Genomic DNA, 18,513 nt, shown 5'->3' with positions numbered 1-18,513 from the left:
GGGAATGCATCAGGACCACCGGTCCATCTTTTCCTTTCGATGATGCACCTCCGGAACAAGACAGTGCGAATAAGTATAACCTCGGCATCCACTTGAGAGCGCTGTTTCTTGTGACATCTGAAGTCACTGAAATCCGCTCATCCATCCGGCGAGGTTGACCTCCCTTTCAGAGACCGATGACATGAGTCAAAACACAACGGCAGCGACGCCTGCGGTGAATAGGGGCGCGATGATGGTGGCGGCTCACTTCAAAGGTGCGGGTATCTCGACCTCCTTGGCGCGCGTGTGTTCGGCTTCGTATTTCATGATCACCGCTTCAGCGACTTGTTCGGTAATGAGAAGGGCTTGGGCGCTGTCGCCGACGCCTCAGGGGCGCTCCGCCATTCGCGGAATGATCTTCATGATGCCTAGTTGACTATGGGCGCGGGGCGGGTGATCGGTTGCCGCGAAACAGGGGAACTTATGCGCGACACCGACAACGACTGGACGAACCTTGGGGAGTTCGAGCCTTACTTCGGCGTGCTCAGCCATGAGCGGTTCCTGCGACACAATCTCAACGAAGCCGGGTTGGCCGAGTTCTGGCAGACCGGCGCGAACCACATGGTCGGCGTTCGCCAAATCCTGATCGACCATTTCGGCGGCGAGTTCGCCCCCAAGACCGCTATCGACTTCGGCTGCGGAGTAGGCCGTCTCACCCGCGCAATGGCCCCCATGGCAGATCGGGTTTTCGGCATCGACATCTCCGGCCCTATGCTGGAGGAAGCCCGTCGGAACAGTCCGCCCGAGAACGTCGAGTTCCGTTTCGACATCCCTCAGGACTGCTTGATCGATTGGATCCACAGCTCTATCGTGTTCCAGCACATCCCGCCAGCGCGCGGCTACGATCTCTTCGGCAAGCTTCTTGACGCCGCCTCGCCCAAGGCGATGCTGTCCGTCCACTTCATGCTGTTCAAGGATGCCTTAGGTGTCGCCGACCAGTACCACCCCAACGTCGAGTTCTCGACTTGGGATGGGCGCGAGCTCAAGCCGCTGCTGCGCAAGGACCGGGCCGCTGGGTCCATGAGCATGTACGACTACGACATGAACCTGCTGATCGCCATGATGGTCCGGCGCGGTTTCAGCCGATACTACATGCACCACGCCAATCATGGTGGGTGCCATGGCGTCGAGATCTTCGCGAGGCGGGACTGAGTAATTCACGCCGAAGGGGCGGGTGTGTTGACCATCTCCTCGCGAAGGGTGATCGCTCGCAATGAGAGGAAATAAACTTGGCCAAATTTTGGCATGCACCAGTGAATGTTTTTGCAACTTATTCACCGTGGTACGACGACGAACTGTTTACGCGTCTCTACGACCAAGCTCACCCGTGCACCTTGGTTGATCACATGCGTGCTTACGAACTTTGGCAACTTGTCGAGCAAGCCGCCCGACTGCCTGGCGACATCTTGGAAGTCGGAGTGTGGCGCGGGGGCACCGGCTGCATCATGGCCAAGCGACTTCAGATTGTTGGTTCCGAAGCCAAGGTTTTCATGTGCGACACCTTCTGCGGCGTCGTCAAAGCTGGTGAGGCCGATACTAGGTATGTCGGCGGAGAGCATGCCGACACGTCGGAGGAGTACGTTAGAAACTTGGCCGCCTCCTTTGACGTGGACAATATCGAAATACTGACCGGCATTTTCCCCGACGATACAGCTCACCAGATTGAAGATCGGCAGTTTGCCCTTTGCCATATAGACGTGGATGTTTACGAGTCCGCGCTACACATCTTCGATTGGGTTTGGCCAAGAATGCCTGTGGGAGGGATCGTTGTGTTCGACGACTACGGCTTTCCTGCATGTTCGGGGATCACTCAATTGGTCAACGAAAAGCGGGGGATGAGCGGGGCTGTGGTCATGCACAATCTCAACGGCCATGCCGTCATTGTGAAAACGGAGCTGCCGCCCCAGAAGACCGCATTTCAGAGGATATTTGGACGATAGGGCACGCTTCGCGAGGCGCGCCTGCCGACAGCCAGCCAGATTCTTTGCGTAATCGAGTAGCCCGTTGCTCCGCCGAAAGCGGGTCACGCCACACGTTTTTCGGCACAGTGCAGCGATGGAGCTCCTCCAGGCGGCCGTGGATATTTCGGCGATCGCGCTGTGGCTTGGTCATGAGTCCATCAAGACGACCCAAGCCTATCTGCACGCCCACCTCGCGCTGAAGGAAGCAGCGCTGGCCACGATCAAGCCGTTCAACAGACAAAAGGGCGGCCGCTACAAGCCGAAGATCGACTGCTCGCCTTCCTGGATGGCTTATGATCCGATGCCGGCCTTCGCGCTCAGCACATCGAGCCAGCTGCGCGACACCACCTCGACCCGGTCGCGAAGGTCGCGCACTGCATCCGTAATGGCGAGGAGATCGTCGCTGCTGATCTCGTAAGCACTCGAGTACCTGGCCTCGACATAGGCGCGTTTTGCAAGTTCAAAGCGCCGTCGATCCGGTTTGGTTGAGCGAGGCCAACTGTCGATGAGCCGCAGCTCCTTGTCCTCGGCCAGCGAACGCAAAAACTTGATATTGTGCGACCGTGGTACGTAATGAGTGCGGACAAGCAAGAAGCATATGTAGGCAGTTTCCGCTGCTTGGTGGATATTGAAGGCAGCATTGTTACGCCACTCGGCATCCTGCCTTCCTTTCAGTGTTGCCATCTGTGCAATCTCTAGAAACCGATCGACCGCCGGAAGTTGCTTGTTGAAGTAGGCAAGTGCCATTTCGTACGCGTCCGCCGCCGTCAGCGGTTTCGGGGTTGCGAGCCCAACGCCGGGCAATTCGTACAGAGCGATGCCATCGCGCGCGATATCGACCCAAAAATACTCGCCGTGCGTCAGGCCTCGGTTCACCTCTTCCAGAGTGTGAACAATCACGTTGACTGGGCGCGCGATTTCACCATCGCGCTGGATTTTATCTTCGGCGACATACCAGTATTCGGCGACGTCGGTCAGATCTTTGTGACTAACAATCACCAGGATATCGAGGTCCGACTTGTATCCCTGCGACGGCTCATCGATCCAGTCATTCCGACTATAACTGCCAAAAAGTATTATTTTCTGGATCTTGCCGTTCTTTTTCCACGGTTGCGTCGCGCGCGATATCGCGACGACAAATTCCTCCATCAATATCTGCTTGACGCGCGCCAGCTCTTCTTACTGGACTATAGGAAGATGATCGACGTCTTTTCGCATCAATAGATTCTCACCGTCTCGGTGACCAGTGGCAAGCCTTCATTGCAGCGGCAGCTCAGAAAACTGGTCAATTATGCCGAACAGATTACAGATAAGGCCTTGGCAACCGAAAAAACCTACGCCCGCTCGGCATAATCGAGCGATTACAAGATTCGCACCGACGACCTCACGGCCATCACCGTGGCAGTTCGTAGCCTTCGGATACCGTCGAAGCTATCTCGCGGGGATGGCTCGAGACCCTGTGCCGGAAGGCCGGCCTTTAATCCGCCCGGAACTGTTTTGTGTCACAGCGCATCCAGTAAACGCTGACTTAAAGGCAGCGTTCTTTGGACCGCTCACCAAACCCCTTACGCAACGTCGCTTTCGACAAAATCCGTCACTGCCAAGTGCACTACGCAAGTTGACATATAAGAACACCTACACGTAGCATATGCGGACAAAATTAGCGCAAAAAATCGCTAATTTGCGCACAATTCACCAGGATGGGAAAATAGAATGCGTACGGGGACGAAGCGGCACGCCTGCACGTTGATCGGGCTTACGGCGCTGGCAATCGGCAACACGGCCACCGCACAAACGTCCGATCCGTTGCCTTCTGCCAGTGCCGCCGATGCATCAATGCCAGCAGACATCGTCGTCACCGCCCGCCGCCGCTCGGAAAATGCGCAAAACGTCCCAATTGCGCTCACTGCCTTGTCCGGCGCGCAAATCGCGGTGCCCGGTACGATCGGGCTTGCGCAGGTGGCGCAGCTTGCTCCCAGCCTTCAGCTTACCGCGACCAACCCGCGCAATACGAACATTAATATTCGTGGCCTCGGTGCGACACCGGCCTTTGCCAGCCTTGGTCTGGAATATGGCGTCGGTGTCTATGTCGATCAGGTGTTTTACAGCCGCCCCGCGCAATCGGCGTTCGATCTGTATGATCTCGCGCGTGTAGAAGTTCTGCGTGGCCCACAGGGCACGCTGTTCGGCAAAAACACTACTGCGGGTGCGATCAACATCGTCAGTGAGGAGCCGTCGTTCACACCCGCAATGCGAGGTGAACTGAGCTTGGGCAATTATCACACGATACAGGCACGTGCCACGGCGACGACACCGCTGACCGATACACTCGCGATCAGGCTGACCGTCACCGACACTGATCGTGATCATGGGTTCCAGACGATCCCACGCACCGGCCAGCGAGTCCACGACCTCCAGAGCTTCGGCGTGCGCGGACAATTGCTGTTCCAGCCGAGCACCGCTTTCAAGCTGCGGCTGATCGGCGACTACAGCGACTTTCATCAGGATTGCTGCACCGGCGTCACCACGACTGTACGCACCACCCGGATCGATGGATCGCCGCTCCCCGCCAACTTCACGCAGCGCGTCGCCCGCTTCGGCTATGTACCTCTGCCGATCGATCCTTATTCGCGGCAGTTGGAAACGAACCGTCCCTTCTCCGTCGCGCTTAAAACCTATGGCGGTACGGGTATCGCCGATCTCGATCTCGGGCCGGTCACCCTTACCTCTGTCACCGGCTGGCGCCGTCTCGATTACAAACCCGCCACCGATGGCGACGTGATCGGGCTCGACATTTTCGAGAATGCAGGGGTGAGCGAAACTCAAAGGCAGTTCAGCCAGGAATTGCGCCTCGCCTCCAACGGCACCAACGCGATCGATTATGTCGGCGGCGTTTATTATTTCTGGCAGCGCATCGATGATCGCCTGTTCACGACTTACGGCCCGGACGCGGCGTTATGGATATTGGGACCAGCGGCAGGCAGCACTGCACCATCGATCGGCGGACAGGCTGCGTTGAACGGGCTGTTCGCGGATGGCAGCGCGACCGCTCGCACGCGTAGTACCGCTGCGTTCGGGGAGGCGACCTGGCATATCGTGCCCGGCTTCGATTTGACCGGCGGATTGCGCTATACCCACGAAAAGAAGGATGGATCGTTCGCGCAGGTACAGCGCGGGCCGACGCTTACCGCGACGCAAATTCTGTTCGGCGCTCAGGCGATCCGTGACGCGTTCGCACCGAATATCGCGCCGTTCACAGCCAACACGACCGAGAACAACCTCTCCGGCCGGGCGACGATTGCCTATCACGTCACGTCAGATATCATGGCCTATGCCACCTATGCGCGCGGCTTTAAATCCGGCGGCCTCAATCTGAACGCGACAGCAGCGCCACGCGTGATCGCTCCGGAAAAAGTGCAGAATATCGAGGCTGGCCTGAAAACGCAGTTCTTCGATCGCAGGCTAACGCTGAACCTTGCCGCCTTCACGCAGCGGGTGCGCAATTATCAGAGCCAGCAGATCGACACACAGGTGGCGCAGACCGCCTACATCGCCAACGTCGGCACCGTGCGGTCGCGCGGCTTTGAACTGGATGCACGCGTACAACCGATGCGCGGACTCAGCCTGTTCGCGGCAGGGTCCTATACCGACGCCACCTATCGCAGTTTCAAAAACGCCCCTTGCCCCGTCGAATATCTTGGGTTGGCGACCGTTTGCGACCTCAGCGGGCGGCGTTTGCCCGGCGTCTCGCGCTATTCCGCATCTGTCGGCGGCGAATATGCGGTGGACGTGGGCACATCACGGCAGGTCTATCTGAACGCCGATCATGCATATCGCTCCAGCTTTTACACCACGTACAATCTGGCCGCAGATTCGCTGGCGCATGGATACGGCGTCACCAATGCGCGCCTCGGGCTGCGGATGGCCGACAGCGGTTGGGATGTCTCGCTATACGCGCGCAACCTGTTCGACAGCCATTATATCAGCATCATCAACCCGTCTGCATTCAACACGGGGCAATCCACCGCCATCCTTGGCGATCCGCGTACCTATGGCATAACCTTCAAAGCCTCGCTGTGACCCGCCCGAATATCCTGCTGATCGTCGCTGACGATCTCGGCTTCTCCGATCTGGGCGCGTTCGGGGGAGAGATTGCGACGCCCCACCTCGATGCTTTGGCGATGGCAGGGCGGCGCTTCACCGACTTCCACTCGGCACCCGCCTGCTCGCCCACGCGTGCGATGCTGATGACGGGAACGGACCCGCATATCGCAGGCATCGGTACGATGCTGGAAGTCGCAGTGCCGGGATTCGCAGGCGCGCCGGGGTATGAAGGCCATCTCAACGACCGTGTTGTCACGGTTACCGAATTGCTGGGGATGCGGGCTATCACTGCGTGCTGTCGGGCAAATGGCATTTAGGCGAGACCCCAACCAGCATCCCTGCGGCGCGCGGTTTCCATCGGTCTTTCGCACTGCTTCCCGCCGGAGCCAGCCATTATGCTGGCGAAGGGCTCGATCGTTTTTCGATCGTCCAGACGGCCTATCAGGAGGACGGCGTTGCGGTCCCCGCGCTGCCGGAGAATTTCTATTCGTCCGACTATTTTGCCGAGCGGCTGACCGGATGGTTACACGAGAGGCCACGCGATCGGCCTTTTTTTGCCTATCTGCCATTTAGCGCACCGCACTGGCCGCTGCAGGCACCCGAATCCAACATTGCCCATTATAGAGGTAGATACGATGCGGGGCCGGAGGCTTTACGGACCGAGCGTTTGGGGCGGATGCAGGCGATGGGGCTGTGCCCACCCGAAGTAACGGCGCACCCCTTCGTTGGCGGCCTCAATTGGGCCGATCTTTCCGACGCGGACCGGGCATGGTCGGCACGCGCGATGGAAGTTTATGCAGGCATGGTCGAGCGAATGGACTGGAACGTCGGCCGTGTCGTGGCGCAATTGAAAGCGGCTGGCGATTACGAAAATACGGTAATCATGTTTCTGTCCGACAACGGCGCGGAGGGAGCGATGGTCGAGGCGACGCCAATCGTCGGCCCCATGATAGAGGCCCAGATCGCGGAGCATTTCGACAATAGCATCGAGAACCTCGGCCGCCCGACAAGTTGCTTCTGGTACGGTCCGCGCTGGGCACAAGCGGCAACTGCCCCTTCCCGCCTTCACAAAGCGTTCCCGACCGAAGGTGGCATTCGCGTACCCTTCTTTGCCTGCGGCCCCGGTGTCATTACTGACGGCGGCATAAGTCACGCCTTTGGCACCGCAATGGACGTTCCGGCCACGCTGCTCGACTGGGCAGGGATCACCATGCCAGCCGAACATGGCGGCCGGGCAGTAGCGCCGATGCGCGGGCGATCGATGGCCGCGCACCTTGATGGCGAGACAACCGCCATTCATCCTGACGGCGCGGAAACCGGATGGGAATTATTCGGCCGCCGCGCCATCCGTCGCGATCGCTGGAAAGCATTATGGCTGCGACAACCCGAAGGCGTCGCTGCATGGCAACTTTATGATCTGGTCGCCGATCCGGGTGAGATGCAGGACCGTGCGGTGGACGAACCCGGCATTCTCGCCGAGTTGATAGCGGCATGGGATCGCTACGCCGCGGCAACGGGCGTGCTGGATACGCCGATCAGTTACTTCGAGATCGACGGAACCGCCAGCTAATGCCGACCAGCATACCCGCTGGCGTGACTGGGGAGCGTTTCACGCGCGCTCATGCTGGCCTGCTGGCAATGCTTGCTTTCGTTGTGATGTTCGAAGGCTTCGACATCAGCCTAACGAGCGTCGTACTGCCTTATCTGGGCAAGGAATATGGAGCCACACCCGCCACACTCGGCCGCGCGCTGGCAGTCATTGCACTTGGGTCGATCGCGGCATGGGTGCTGATCCGACTGGCCGACCGCTTTGGGCGGCGACCTATCCTGCTGCTGGCAGCGACGGGGTTTGCAATCGGTTCCCTGGCAACTGTGTTCACGTTCGGGCTCAGTTCCTACACCGCAATTCAACTTGTGACGCGGCTGCTCATGGTGACGCAGATCGCGATGGCCTATCTTATCGTCAGCGAAACGCTGCCTCCGTCGCTGCGTGGGCGCGCAAACGGATTATTGGGCGCGTGCGGCAGTTTTGGCGCGGCGCTCCCCTTTCTCGCGCTGGCTCCGGCTCTTGGGACAACGATCGGATGGCGGTTGCTGTTTGTGATCGGCGCAGCGCCGCTGCTAATCATGCCGCTGCTTCTGTGGCGACTGCGCGAAACGCCAGTGTGGCGCGCAGCCCGGACGGCTGGCACCCCTAGCCTCAGCCCAAGTGAGGAAATTCGCCAACTCACCGCACCGACCCTCCGTCGCCGATTCATCGCGATGAGCCTGCTTTGGTTCATCGTTAACTTCGCAACATCGGTTTCCAGCCTCTTTTTCACGCTATACGTCGTGCAGGAGCGCGGCTGGGCACCCACCGATTTCGCCCGCCTTGCGCCGTTCGGACTAGGCGGAGCATTCCTTGGCTATCTGGCGGCTGGGGCGCTGTCCGACCTGATCGGTCGACGCTGGACAATCACGCTGTTCATGCTCGCTTTGGGGGGACTTACGCAGCTTTGCTATACCTCGACCACATGGTTGCCGATCGCCGGGGGTTTGTCGGGTTACAGGCGATGCTTGGTGTGTGGGTCGTCGCATATACGCTGAATTCAGAGCTGTTTCCGACCAGCTTACGCGCAGCGGCGAACGGGTGGTGCCACAACCTTATCGGACGATGGGGCGTCGTGCTGGCACCGTGGATATTGGGGGCGCTTTCCGCCCGCATCGGCGGCATCGGTCCGGCCGCCACCGCGCTTGGCTTCGTTTCTTATCTGGCAGTACCGCTCGTCTGGTTTGCCATACCCGAAACACGCGCGAACCGTCTCGACCAGCCAGCTTAGTGCATCGCGCGCCTCTGCGCGCGCCAGTCGGACGGCGTCTGACCAAAGCGGCGACGAAATGCTGTGGCGAAACTGCCCTGACTGTCATAGCCGAGCGCTCCCGCCACCACCTTGACCGAGCGATTTTCAGCATCGAGCATGTGCACGGCGCGATCGAACAGCGTTTGCTGGACCCTCGCCATCACCGTGGTACCGGTTGTCGCCTTATACGCACGCATCAGGTGACGCCGCCCGATGCCACACAATGCCGCCAGTTCCTCGATGTCAGGCGGCGGACTGTCCTGTGCGACCAAACGTTCCTCGATACGGCGCACCTGCCACGCCGCCAGCGTTCCCCCACGCCCTGACGCGCGGTTACGGGATGCCTCGAAATGGCGAGCCAACTCCCCCAACACCAACATCCCCAGACCCGCAACTATCGTCTCGTGTGCGATCGCGGGTCGCGCAAATTCGGCAGAAAGTCGCTCAAGCGCCGCAATAACTCCTGTCGCGCGCACATCGGCGCAGGCGGCAAGCTCCACTTCGTTAGCCGAGGCATCGACGCCGGTCAGATCCTCGAACGGCGATTCCTCGAACCGCACTATCGTCATCTCGCGCACGGCAAAGCCCGGAGAACGGACATGGAGGGCCATATGTGCGGGCACCACCACCGCTGAACCAAAGGGACTGAACGATCGATGCGATCGCGGTTCCCCGAAGCAGCCGAGCGCGTTGCCACCGCCGGTCGCATTCAGATACACCAGCGATGGCCGATCCAGCCGATGGACGCGCTCGAACGGGCCGCTGCCGTCCTGCACCAGTCGCTCCAGTTGCATGTGCGCCAGCGATAATTCGGCTGTGATACGATAGCCTCGATCCATCATCGCCTCCTGCCCCCGTCGTACATGCGCCGGGCGTTCGACCGGAACCTAGCAGCGCGTCCGCTGCTTACAATCCTGCAACGAACGGATTGCTCTCAAATTTCGCGTCACTCATCGCAAACTCGGTCACCTTTTGCGAATGCGCAAACATTGCGCGCGTCACCCTACGCATTAGCGTGATGCGATGTAAATCAGGAGTCGCCCATGACCAATCCCATTGCAACTGCCGAGCAAGCCCGCTTCGAACAAGCCGCGCTCGCCGTTCTGGCCGATCCGCGTATGAAGGCAACCATCGCGGATCGCCGTGCCTATTGGCTGGAGCAAACCCAGCCCAGCCCGGCAATGCGTCAGGCGTTCGAGAAACATTATGATGAGGTCGTATTCGGCGCGATCATCTGGTCACTGAACACCGATCCCCAGCGTCCCGCCATCGTCACGATCACCCGCATTCCGCACCGGCTGAATGGCGTGGACGTGCCGGGATCGCGATGGGGCCTCGACAATCCCGATTCAGTCTATCGCGTCATCCCGATCGACGGCGCTGAACGCTATGTGATCCAGGGCAGCGTGCCCAATCCCCGCTTGACCGAAAACTACTTCACGCTCTGGAATGAGCATATGGGCACCGTGGACGTGCTCGACGGCAAGGACATTGTGCTGGATGCCAACGGGGGATTCGAAATCTTCGTCGATGCGGACGAGAAAGGGGACCGTGCCAACCATGTTCGCTCATCCCCCGCAGCCGTCGAGTTCTACATCCGCGACGTAATCGCCGACTGGGGTCGTGAGCGGCCGAACATGCTCAGCATCGAGCGGCTTGGCGGTGCGCCCAAGACCCCCGAACGCAGCTTCGATGAAAACGTGGCCGCGGCTCAGGCCATGCTCACCAAGAATATCGACAACACGATGCGCTGGAACGCGCAGGCGCTGAACAAGGACGCCAATGGCTTCGACTTCACGATCGACCGTGACAGCGACGGCGCGCTTCGCAACCAACTCTACATCATGGGACATTTCGATCTTGCCGACGACGAGGCGCTGGTGATTGATATTGGTCTTGGCGGCGCGGGCTATTTCCTTGCCCCAATCACCAACATCTGGGGCACCACGAACGAGATCGTGAACCGCACGTCCAGCCTCAATCTCACGCAATCGGTCCGCAACGCCGATGGCAACCTCACCTATGTCGTTTCACGGCACGATCCCGGCGTCTGGAACTGGATCGACCCCTGCGATATGCCCGAAGGATTGCTGACGCTGCGCTGGGCGGAATTTGCCGATGGCCGACCGGGTGAAGGCTTTGGCGCTGTCAGTCGCGTCGTGAAGCTGGATGCGCTGAATAATGTGCTGCCCGAAGGAACGAAGCGCGTCACGCCGGCAGAGCGCAAGGCACAGCAGGCCGAACGCGCACCCACTTATCTCTGGCGGATCGAGGAATGACCATGCGGACCTGGCTTATCACTGGCTGTTCGACCGGCATTGGCCGCGCGATCGCCGAATATGTGCTGGCGATCGGCGAGCAGGCGGTCGTCACCGCGCGTAATCCCGAAGACGTTACCGATATCATCGCCTTGGCACCCGATCGCGCGATCGCCCTGAAACTCGACGTTGCCGACCCTGCGCAGGTATCGGCCGCCGTCGCAGCAGCAGAGGCGCGGTTTGGCGCAATCGACGTTCTCGTCAACAATGCCGGATATGGCTATGTCGCCTCGATCGAGGAGGGTGACGAGGCCGCCGTAAAAGCGATGTACGAGGTCAATCTGTTCGGCGCGCTCCGCATGATGAAGGCGGTACTGCCCGGAATGCGCGCCCGTCGCGCTGGCACCATTCTGACAATCTCATCGCTGGCCGGGCGAATTTCCAACCCTGCGACAGGCTATTACTCCAGCTCAAAATTCGCGCTGGAGGCATTGAGCGAGGCTCTTCACCGCGAAGTCGGCAGTCTCGGCATTAAAGTGACGGCGATTGCAGCAGGCATGTTCCGAACCGACTTTTCGGGTCGTTCGCTCAAGACCGGAGAGACCGCCGTTACCGATTACGACGACGGCGTCCATGCACGCATGGCACTGGTGAAATCGGTGGACGGAAAGCAGACGGGCGACCCGGCGAAGCTTGCAGAACTGTTGGTCGCGGTGGCTGATATGCCGAATCCTCCGCCACAAATCGTTGCCGGACCGGACGCCTATGCCGCGATCGAGGGGCGGATGGGTGACGTGCGCGCCGCTATGGAACAGCATCGGACACTGAGCGCCGGAACCAATTTCGACGCCTGACCGACAGCCATCGGGGTCTGTGCTCAGTCGAGCACCGACCCCGTATATCGTCCATCGACATAGACCAGCGGATTGACGATGCCATGCGTCCGCACCTGTTCGGCAATGCCAACGAAGATGCTGTGCGTGCCATAGTCGAAACGAGCATCGGCGCGACAGATGATCGCGGCCTGCGCATCGGCCAGTACCGGAGCGGCTCCGTCGTCTTCCCACGCTCCCATCGCGAACCGCTCCTCGCCTTTGCTCAGGCCACCGCAATGGTGGGACAGATTCTCGTGTTCGCGCGCAAGGATGTTGATCGCGAAATGGCTGGCCTCGGTCATCGCGCGATAGATCGAGGCAGAACGGTTTACGCAGGCGAGCAGAGAGGGCGGCTCCATCGAAAGCGCATCGACCGCCGTCGCCGCCATTGCAAAGCGCTGGCCCTCGTGCCGAACCGTAATCACCACGACTGCCTTCGCAAGCCGACGCAGCGCCAGCTTCAAATCTGCCGTGACGTCCGATGCGGTGCTTTCCACGTTTGTGGGAGCGGTCGACAGCGTCGGTTCCAGTGTCCGAACAGACATGAGCTTTTCCTATAATTGACCGGCCGACCGGCGTTTAACCGTCTATGGATCGAAAAGAGGCGAGTCCGCATCGTCCATTTGGACTATCGCTGTGGCCTGGCGGCCCAGACCGCTGAGGCGGCGCTGGTGTCCGCAAACGTCGCGCATTCTACGCCAAGTGCGACCCGCGCATCCTCCAGCGACAGATGAAAGACATCCTCGTATTTTGCCATAAACAATGGCCCGGACGCCCGCCCGCATCGCATACCGCGTTCGACGGCGTCCTGACATATCGTCCAGACTTCGGGATAATGCAGGAGCGTTCGCACCGTATAGCGCAAGGTGACGAACATATAGCTGGTCGACAATTCGCCCGCGAGTTCCGCACTCAGATGCTTGAAATGATTGGTGATCCGAAACCAGGCAGGCACCAGTTCACCCATATAGGAGAAATCGCCGCCGGTCATGATGTGCTCAAGGTCATGAGTTTGACCTGACCGCAGCAGGAAATAATCGAGCTGGCTTTTCGGTGGTGGCTTTTCGTAAATCACAATCTCGAAATTCTTGGCGATCACTTCGTCGTAGAAAATGCGCCCGAGCGTTCCCGCACCGAACGCCTTGAAATAATCGGCGTCGTAATCGGAAACAAAGCCTTCCTCGAACCAGGCATCGAGCGCTGGATTCTTTGCCCGTTCAGCGGTGAACAGTTCCTCGATCCGCGCCTTATCCTGCAATTCGTCGAGAAGCGCGATAACGGGATACATCTCTGCCTGTGCAGGCATGTCCGGGCCGTTCTGCTTCAGCACGATCTCCGCAATCCACATGCGCAGTCGCGGATCGTTCAGATATTTGGAGGAGCTTATCAGGGTCGAACTTTCGGTCGAAAGCTTGCTCACCCCGCGCAGCAGATAGGGAATGTCGTTCACGCCGCCACCCCGACAACGGACGGAGCCGACTGTGCTCCACGCACCAGCCGCCCCGGCAGCGCCGCGGTCGGCACACCATGTTCGGCAATGATTTCACCCGAAACTATGGTCAGATCATACCCCTCCGCCCGTTGATCGAGCCGTCGTCCACCCGCAGGAAGATCGTAAGAAAGCATAGGTTTACACAACGTCAGCCGGTCCAGATCAATGACATTCACATCCGCCTTATAGCCGACCGCCAGCAGCCCGCGATCAGCAAGCCCGACAACACGCGCCGGATCATGCGCCAGCATCCGAATGGCAAGGGCCAGCGGAATTCGATCGTGACCGCGATCCCGCGTCCAATAAGCAAGCATGAACGTCGGATAGCTTGCGTCGCAAATCGCTCCATAATGCGCACCGCCGTCGCCGAGACCGAGTATCGTGCCGGGGTGGAGGATCATGTCTCTGACCACGTCGAGCTTGCCATCGTGAAAATTGCCGAGCGCGACATAGAGCATGGCGTGGCCGTCTTCTTCCAGCAGCAGATCATACACCACTTCTTCTGGCGAAACCTGAAGACGGGCGGCCCGCGCGGCCACGCTATCATCGGCCGAAGGCGAATAATTGGGTGGGTCGGATAACGGGAACATCCACGCCCACGCCCGGCCCATCGCCGCCAGCGGGTGCCCTTCGATCGGCGCTTCACTCAGAAGCCGGGCGCGAAGCACCGGATCGCGCATCGCGGCCAGTTTTTCGGCAAGCGGCAAGGCGGCAATCGGCTGAAAGCCGGGACATTGTGCAAACGGATGGGTCGAAAGCTCCAGCCCGACAATCATGCCGATCGGTCGCGGAAAAATCTGTGCGCTCAGGCTTTCGCCGCGTGCTTTTGCATCATCGAGCATATCGAACACCGGCTGCCAGATCGGCGGACCACCATTCGGGGCCGCAAAGGTGAACGTGACCGGTCGGCCAGAACGGCGTGCCACTTCCCTCAGCGCACCGATCTCCTCTGCCCAGCTACGTTGCGGAACGTCCAACACGGCTTGCAAAATTCCGCCGCCTGCATCGGAAAGGCCCATGGCGATCGCTTCCAGTTCATCATTCGACGCGTCGAAACTCGGGATCTGAAGGCCCGAGGCCGTGCGGTGGATAAATGTTCGCGACGTTGCAAAGCCGAGCGCACCCGCCTCGATCGCTTCCCGCGCCAATGTGCGCATCAGTGCGAGATCGTCCTTAGTGGCAGAAGCCCGTTCCGCCCCACGCGCGCCCATTGCAAACACGCGCAGCGGGCTGTGCGGCAGATAGGCAGCGATATCGATATCCCGTCGGCGGCGGTCCAGAGCATCGAGATACTGGGGAAAACTCTCCCAATCCCAATCCAGCCCCTCGGCCATGACAACGCCGGGGATATCCTCGACACCCTCCATCACGTTGATAAGCAGATCGTGATCGGCAGCGCGACAAGGTGCAAAACCAACCCCGCAATTGCCCAATACCACCGTCGTGACGCCGTGGGCAGAAGACGGGTTCATCCGTTCCGACCACATCGCCTGACCATCATAATGGGTATGAATGTCGACAAATCCGGGGGTAATCACGCGCCCTGTGACATCAATTTCACGCTCACCGTCGCCATCGATGACGCCGATTGCAGAGATCAGCCCATCGCTGATCGCCAGATCGCCCTGGACCGGCTCACCACCGCTCCCATCGACAAGCAGTCCACCTCGAAGAATCAGATCATAGTGCGCCATTGGCATAGTCCTTATTTTGCCGCCCTGCCCGGCCAAAACGGCCCAGCGCGGCGACGATCATCGCAATGAATGTGAAAACCGCGACCGCCCGAAATGCACCGTGCCGCGTGAGCTGTTCGCTGATCGGTTCCACCACCAGTGGGTTCAGGAAATCGCCGAGAAATATCGCCGAGTAAAACATCGCGATTGCCCGATCGCGAACACCGTCATCGGCTGCGGCAGCAAGCGTGGTCACCATATGAGGCAGGAAAAGCCCCGTTGCGGCACCGGTTACGACACAGCCTATCACGGCCGTCTGCGGTACATGCGCAAAGCCGAGAATAGAAAGCCCCGCCGTCCAGATCGCGAACACCAGCACAAAACATTGTCCCGATGAAAGGCGCGCCCGAACAAAACCATAGCTTAACCCGCCGATCGTCGCCCCAACCGATGCCATCACCGCAATGCGTCCCACTGCCGAGGGAGCATTCACCCCGATCTCAGCAAGCAGAAACGACAATTGGGTATTCGTCATCATCAGCACGACACCGAACGCGACGATCATCACGTAAAACGGCCACAACACGCGTAATCTTCCGGTGCCCACAGTCACGATACGCTCTGGGGCTTTGACCTGAACGCGGGGGCCAAGCAGGACCAATGCAAGGAGTACCCAGCTTACCAGATAGACCGCAAAGGGAAGCCGCCAACCACCGATCGAGCCGAGTTCACCACCGATCAAAATACCTATAATGCCGCCGACCGAACCCAGCGCCCCCTTAAACCCCAGCAATCGCGCCCTCGCATCCGGCGCATAAAGCGCGGCGATCAAAGCGGTCGCAGAAATCCCAACGAATGATGCACTGACGCCCAGCAGAAATCTTGAACCGAGCAACGACGGCGAGCCCGACAGGTAAAGACCGGCAGAACCCACCAAACCGTAGAGCGCCAGTCCGATAATCAGCAGGGTACGTGCGCCAAGCGCCTTGATTGCCACGGCACTGATAAATCCGCCGGTAATCAGGCCAAGGGCGGGAGCGGTCATCACCGCCTGCGAAAGTGCGGCTCCTTTCGAGCCACCACCGAACGACGCCGCCAGCATCGGCAATACCGGAATGAGCACGACCAGCACCAGCGCCGTCGTTGCCGATCCGAGCATCAGTGCAACGAGCAGCATCCGATCGCGCAGCATCAGGCAGCCCCGAGGATCAGACCACTGGTCGGTACGCCCGTCCCCGCAGTAACAAGGACCAGGCCATCGCCGGGCACCTGGTTGACCGACGTACCACGCACCTGCCGGACACCCTCGGCAATGCCATTCATGCCGTGGATATAAGCCTCGCCCAACTGACCGCCATTGGTATTGACCGGCAATCGTCCACCGATCTCCAGACTACCCTCGCGCACAAAGTCCTTCGCCTGCCCTCGTCCAGCAAAGCCAAACGCCTCGAGCTGCGGGAGTACGAATGGCGAAAAGTGATCGTAGAGGGTGGCAGTACGGATCGCATCGGGGCCGACGCCCGCCTGCGCGTAAAGCTGTTCCGCGACCAGATCCATCTCCGACAATCGCGAGATATCCGGGCGATAGTAACTGGTCATCATCTGCTGGTCATCCGCCGCTCCTTGTGCAGCCGCACGGATAATTGCTGGCGGCTGACGGAGCTTGGCGGCCCGCGCTGCACTGGTCACCACAATCGCCTGCGCACCGTCCGATTCCTGACAGCAATCGAGCAGATGGAGAGGTTCTACGATCCAGCGAGACGCCTGATGATCGTCCAGAGTGATCGGCCGCTGGTAAAACCATGCCTTCGGATTGTTGGCAGCATGGCGGCGACACGCAACCGAAACGCGACCGAAATCCTCCGATGTCGCGCCGGTTTCGTACATATAGCGCTGTGCTGCCATCGCCACCCAAGACGCGGGCGATACCAATCCGAACGGTACATAATAGCCATAATGAGCGGACTCCGCGTTCGGGACCGGCGGTGGAGTATAGCCGCTGCCAAAGCGATATTGCGAACGCTCGTTCATGGCGCGATAGCAAACCACGACTTCGGCAACGCCGGTCGCGACCGCCATAGCCGCCTGCATCACCGGGGCACAGGCAGCGCCGCCGCCATAATGAACCCGGCTAAAAAACTTCAGTTGCCGTCCGCCGATGTTGCGAAAAACCTCGATCTCCGGGTTATTGTCCATCGTATAGGTGCAAAGACCGTCAACCTCCTCTCGATCGATGCCCGCATCCTCGAGCGCAGAAGTGATGGCCTCGACCGCGAGCCGCAACTCCGACCGACCGCTGTTCTTTGAGAATTCAGTAGCGCCGATGCCGACGATGGCAGCCTTGCCGGACAGTGCATCGGTCATTTCGTGCTCCCGAAATCGAGTGAAACGGTGGCGACGACATGCTCGCCGATGGCATTGCGGCCACTGACGGCCACATCGACGATGCTGCCTTCTCGCTTGGCGACATGCCCTGTCATCATCATGGTATCGCCAACGAAATTAGGTGCGCCGAGCTTGATTTCGACGCTCGCGACACGACCCGCCGTACCGCACCAGTCACTAACGTATCTCTGAACCAGACCGTTGGTCGTCAGGATATTCATGAAGATGTCGGGTACGCCGGTCGCCAGCGCAGCCGCCTTGTCGTGGTGGACGTTTTCGAAATCATTGGTCGCGATTGCGCCCGCCACGATGGCGCTGGCCGTGATCGGTATGGCGAGTTCGGGAAGTGTTTGCCCGAGGGTAATATCGTTAAAGCGCATCGGCTGGTCCTTCATGCGAGCGGCTCGCTATTGCCTGCCGCAACCTCGCGGCCGATTTTCGCCAGCATCGGCGCAGCACCGCCCAGCGCCTGTCCGATCTGGGTGGCCGCAAGGAAAAATCGGTGGATTGGATAGGTTACGTCGGCACCCATCCCGCCGTGCAGGTGCTGGGCTGTATGGACGACACGATGACCGCCCATCGCCGCCCAGTATTTGGCGGTCGCGACATCGGCAGCCTGCACGACCCCCGCATCGAATTGCCACGCAGCGAGCAGCGACGTTGAACGCATCGCCTCCACATCGATAAAGGCATCCGCCGCGCGTTGCTGGACACCCTGAAACGAACCGAGCGCCTTGCCGAACTGGATCCGGTTGCTCGAATATTCCGCCGTTCGTCGCAGCGCCTCAGCCGCGACACCGACCTGCCGCTGCGCGAGCGCAACCTGCCCCTCCCGACCAGATCGCTCACAATCGCGGCACCGTCCTCAACACTGCCAATCAAAGCA

The 18,513-nt window shown here is 59.9% G+C and carries 18 protein-coding genes and 1 pseudogene; 10 read left to right on the top strand and 9 right to left on the bottom strand.

Annotated features, from left to right (window positions below):
* The first annotated feature begins 462 nt into the window (after nucleotides 1-462).
* The 3 genes and pseudogenes from D3Y57_RS15705 to D3Y57_RS21645 all read left to right on the top strand — a co-directional run.
* Nucleotides 463-1,191 carry a class I SAM-dependent methyltransferase gene (locus D3Y57_RS15705; RefSeq protein WP_162987160.1) on the top strand — a complete coding sequence of 243 codons (729 nt, stop codon included), beginning with the start codon at nucleotides 463-465 and terminating at the stop codon, nucleotides 1,189-1,191.
* A 77-nt stretch (nucleotides 1,192-1,268) separates the two neighbouring features.
* Nucleotides 1,269-1,979, top strand: coding sequence for a TylF/MycF/NovP-related O-methyltransferase (locus tag D3Y57_RS15700; protein ID WP_162987159.1), 711 nt, complete (start codon nucleotides 1,269-1,271; stop codon nucleotides 1,977-1,979).
* A gap of 64 nt (nucleotides 1,980-2,043) precedes the next feature.
* A pseudogene (locus D3Y57_RS21645) lies at nucleotides 2,044-2,175 on the top strand (tyrosine-type recombinase/integrase); the annotation flags it as partial.
* 116 nt (nucleotides 2,176-2,291) lie between these two features.
* Here D3Y57_RS21645 and D3Y57_RS20985 read toward each other — a convergent pair.
* A complete protein-coding gene (locus D3Y57_RS20985; protein ID WP_121154080.1) occupies nucleotides 2,292-3,149 on the bottom strand; it encodes a HEPN domain-containing protein in 858 nt (285 codons plus the stop codon).
* A gap of 564 nt (nucleotides 3,150-3,713) precedes the next feature.
* Here D3Y57_RS20985 and D3Y57_RS15685 point away from each other — a divergent pair.
* Genes D3Y57_RS15685 through D3Y57_RS20980 form a run of 5 tightly spaced genes read left to right on the top strand, consistent with a single transcriptional unit; the run spans nucleotide 3,714 to nucleotide 8,923 of the window.
* Nucleotides 3,714-6,080, top strand: a complete 2,367-nt coding sequence (locus D3Y57_RS15685) for a TonB-dependent receptor (RefSeq protein ID WP_121154078.1) — start codon at nucleotides 3,714-3,716, stop codon at nucleotides 6,078-6,080.
* Complete coding sequence (locus D3Y57_RS21210) at nucleotides 6,077-6,421, top strand: sulfatase-like hydrolase/transferase (protein WP_277873320.1); 345 nt, start codon at nucleotides 6,077-6,079, stop codon at nucleotides 6,419-6,421. Before D3Y57_RS15685 ends, D3Y57_RS21210 begins: the two co-directional genes overlap by 4 nt.
* Nucleotides 6,397-7,674, top strand: a complete 1,278-nt coding sequence (locus D3Y57_RS15680) for a sulfatase-like hydrolase/transferase (RefSeq protein WP_277873319.1) — start codon at nucleotides 6,397-6,399, stop codon at nucleotides 7,672-7,674. The genes D3Y57_RS21210 and D3Y57_RS15680 overlap by 25 nt, the downstream gene beginning before the upstream one ends.
* Nucleotides 7,674-8,690 (top strand): MFS transporter, encoded by a 1,017-nt coding sequence (locus tag D3Y57_RS15675; RefSeq protein ID WP_239025894.1) that lies wholly within the window; start codon nucleotides 7,674-7,676, stop codon nucleotides 8,688-8,690. The genes D3Y57_RS15680 and D3Y57_RS15675 overlap by 1 nt, the downstream gene beginning before the upstream one ends.
* Nucleotides 8,666-8,923, top strand: coding sequence for a hypothetical protein (locus tag D3Y57_RS20980; protein ID WP_239025893.1), 258 nt, complete (start codon nucleotides 8,666-8,668; stop codon nucleotides 8,921-8,923). The genes D3Y57_RS15675 and D3Y57_RS20980 overlap by 25 nt, the downstream gene beginning before the upstream one ends.
* On the opposite strand, the gene D3Y57_RS15670 is transcribed toward D3Y57_RS20980, so the two are convergent.
* On the bottom strand, nucleotides 8,920-9,786 hold the full coding sequence (locus D3Y57_RS15670; protein ID WP_121154076.1) for a helix-turn-helix transcriptional regulator: 867 nt from the start codon (nucleotides 9,784-9,786) through the stop codon (nucleotides 8,920-8,922). The genes D3Y57_RS20980 and D3Y57_RS15670 overlap by 4 nt on opposite strands.
* Before the next feature lie 201 nt (nucleotides 9,787-9,987).
* On the opposite strand from D3Y57_RS15670, the gene D3Y57_RS15665 reads away from it, so the two are divergent.
* Entirely contained in the window at nucleotides 9,988-11,223 is a 1,236-nt protein-coding gene (locus D3Y57_RS15665; protein WP_121154074.1) for a hypothetical protein, read from the top strand.
* 2 nt (nucleotides 11,224-11,225) lie between these two features.
* Nucleotides 11,226-12,056 carry an oxidoreductase gene (locus D3Y57_RS15660; protein WP_121156050.1) on the top strand — a complete coding sequence of 277 codons (831 nt, stop codon included), beginning with the start codon at nucleotides 11,226-11,228 and terminating at the stop codon, nucleotides 12,054-12,056.
* A gap of 23 nt (nucleotides 12,057-12,079) precedes the next feature.
* Here the strand turns inward: D3Y57_RS15660 and D3Y57_RS15655 are convergent, their stop codons facing one another.
* The 7 genes from D3Y57_RS15655 to D3Y57_RS20975 all read right to left on the bottom strand — a co-directional run bounded on the left by D3Y57_RS15655 (nucleotide 12,080) and on the right by D3Y57_RS20975 (nucleotide 18,408).
* Entirely contained in the window at nucleotides 12,080-12,622 is a 543-nt protein-coding gene (locus tag D3Y57_RS15655) for a flavin reductase family protein (RefSeq protein ID WP_121154072.1), read from the bottom strand.
* An 83-nt stretch (nucleotides 12,623-12,705) separates the two neighbouring features.
* Nucleotides 12,706-13,527, bottom strand: coding sequence for a Coq4 family protein (locus D3Y57_RS15650; protein WP_121154070.1), 822 nt, complete (start codon nucleotides 13,525-13,527; stop codon nucleotides 12,706-12,708).
* Nucleotides 13,524-15,263, bottom strand: a complete 1,740-nt coding sequence (locus tag D3Y57_RS15645; RefSeq protein WP_162987158.1) for an N-acyl-D-amino-acid deacylase family protein — start codon at nucleotides 15,261-15,263, stop codon at nucleotides 13,524-13,526. The genes D3Y57_RS15650 and D3Y57_RS15645 overlap by 4 nt, the downstream gene beginning before the upstream one ends.
* Complete coding sequence (locus D3Y57_RS15640; RefSeq protein ID WP_121154066.1) at nucleotides 15,250-16,434, bottom strand: MFS transporter; 1,185 nt, start codon at nucleotides 16,432-16,434, stop codon at nucleotides 15,250-15,252. The genes D3Y57_RS15645 and D3Y57_RS15640 overlap by 14 nt, the downstream gene beginning before the upstream one ends.
* Complete coding sequence (locus D3Y57_RS15635) at nucleotides 16,434-17,606, bottom strand: lipid-transfer protein (protein ID WP_121154065.1); 1,173 nt, start codon at nucleotides 17,604-17,606, stop codon at nucleotides 16,434-16,436. The genes D3Y57_RS15640 and D3Y57_RS15635 overlap by 1 nt, the downstream gene beginning before the upstream one ends.
* Nucleotides 17,603-18,007 (bottom strand): MaoC/PaaZ C-terminal domain-containing protein, encoded by a 405-nt coding sequence (locus tag D3Y57_RS15630; RefSeq protein WP_121156048.1) that lies wholly within the window; start codon nucleotides 18,005-18,007, stop codon nucleotides 17,603-17,605. The genes D3Y57_RS15635 and D3Y57_RS15630 overlap by 4 nt, the downstream gene beginning before the upstream one ends.
* A gap of 11 nt (nucleotides 18,008-18,018) precedes the next feature.
* Nucleotides 18,019-18,408 (bottom strand): acyl-CoA dehydrogenase family protein, encoded by a 390-nt coding sequence (locus D3Y57_RS20975; protein WP_239026084.1) that lies wholly within the window; start codon nucleotides 18,406-18,408, stop codon nucleotides 18,019-18,021.
* Nucleotides 18,409-18,513 lie beyond the last annotated feature (105 nt).

Source organism: Sphingomonas paeninsulae (assembly GCF_003660165.1).
In the GTDB taxonomy this organism is placed as follows: domain Bacteria; phylum Pseudomonadota; class Alphaproteobacteria; order Sphingomonadales; family Sphingomonadaceae; genus Sphingomonas_O; species Sphingomonas_O paeninsulae.
This window is presented reverse-complemented; position numbering and strand designations above follow the sequence as displayed.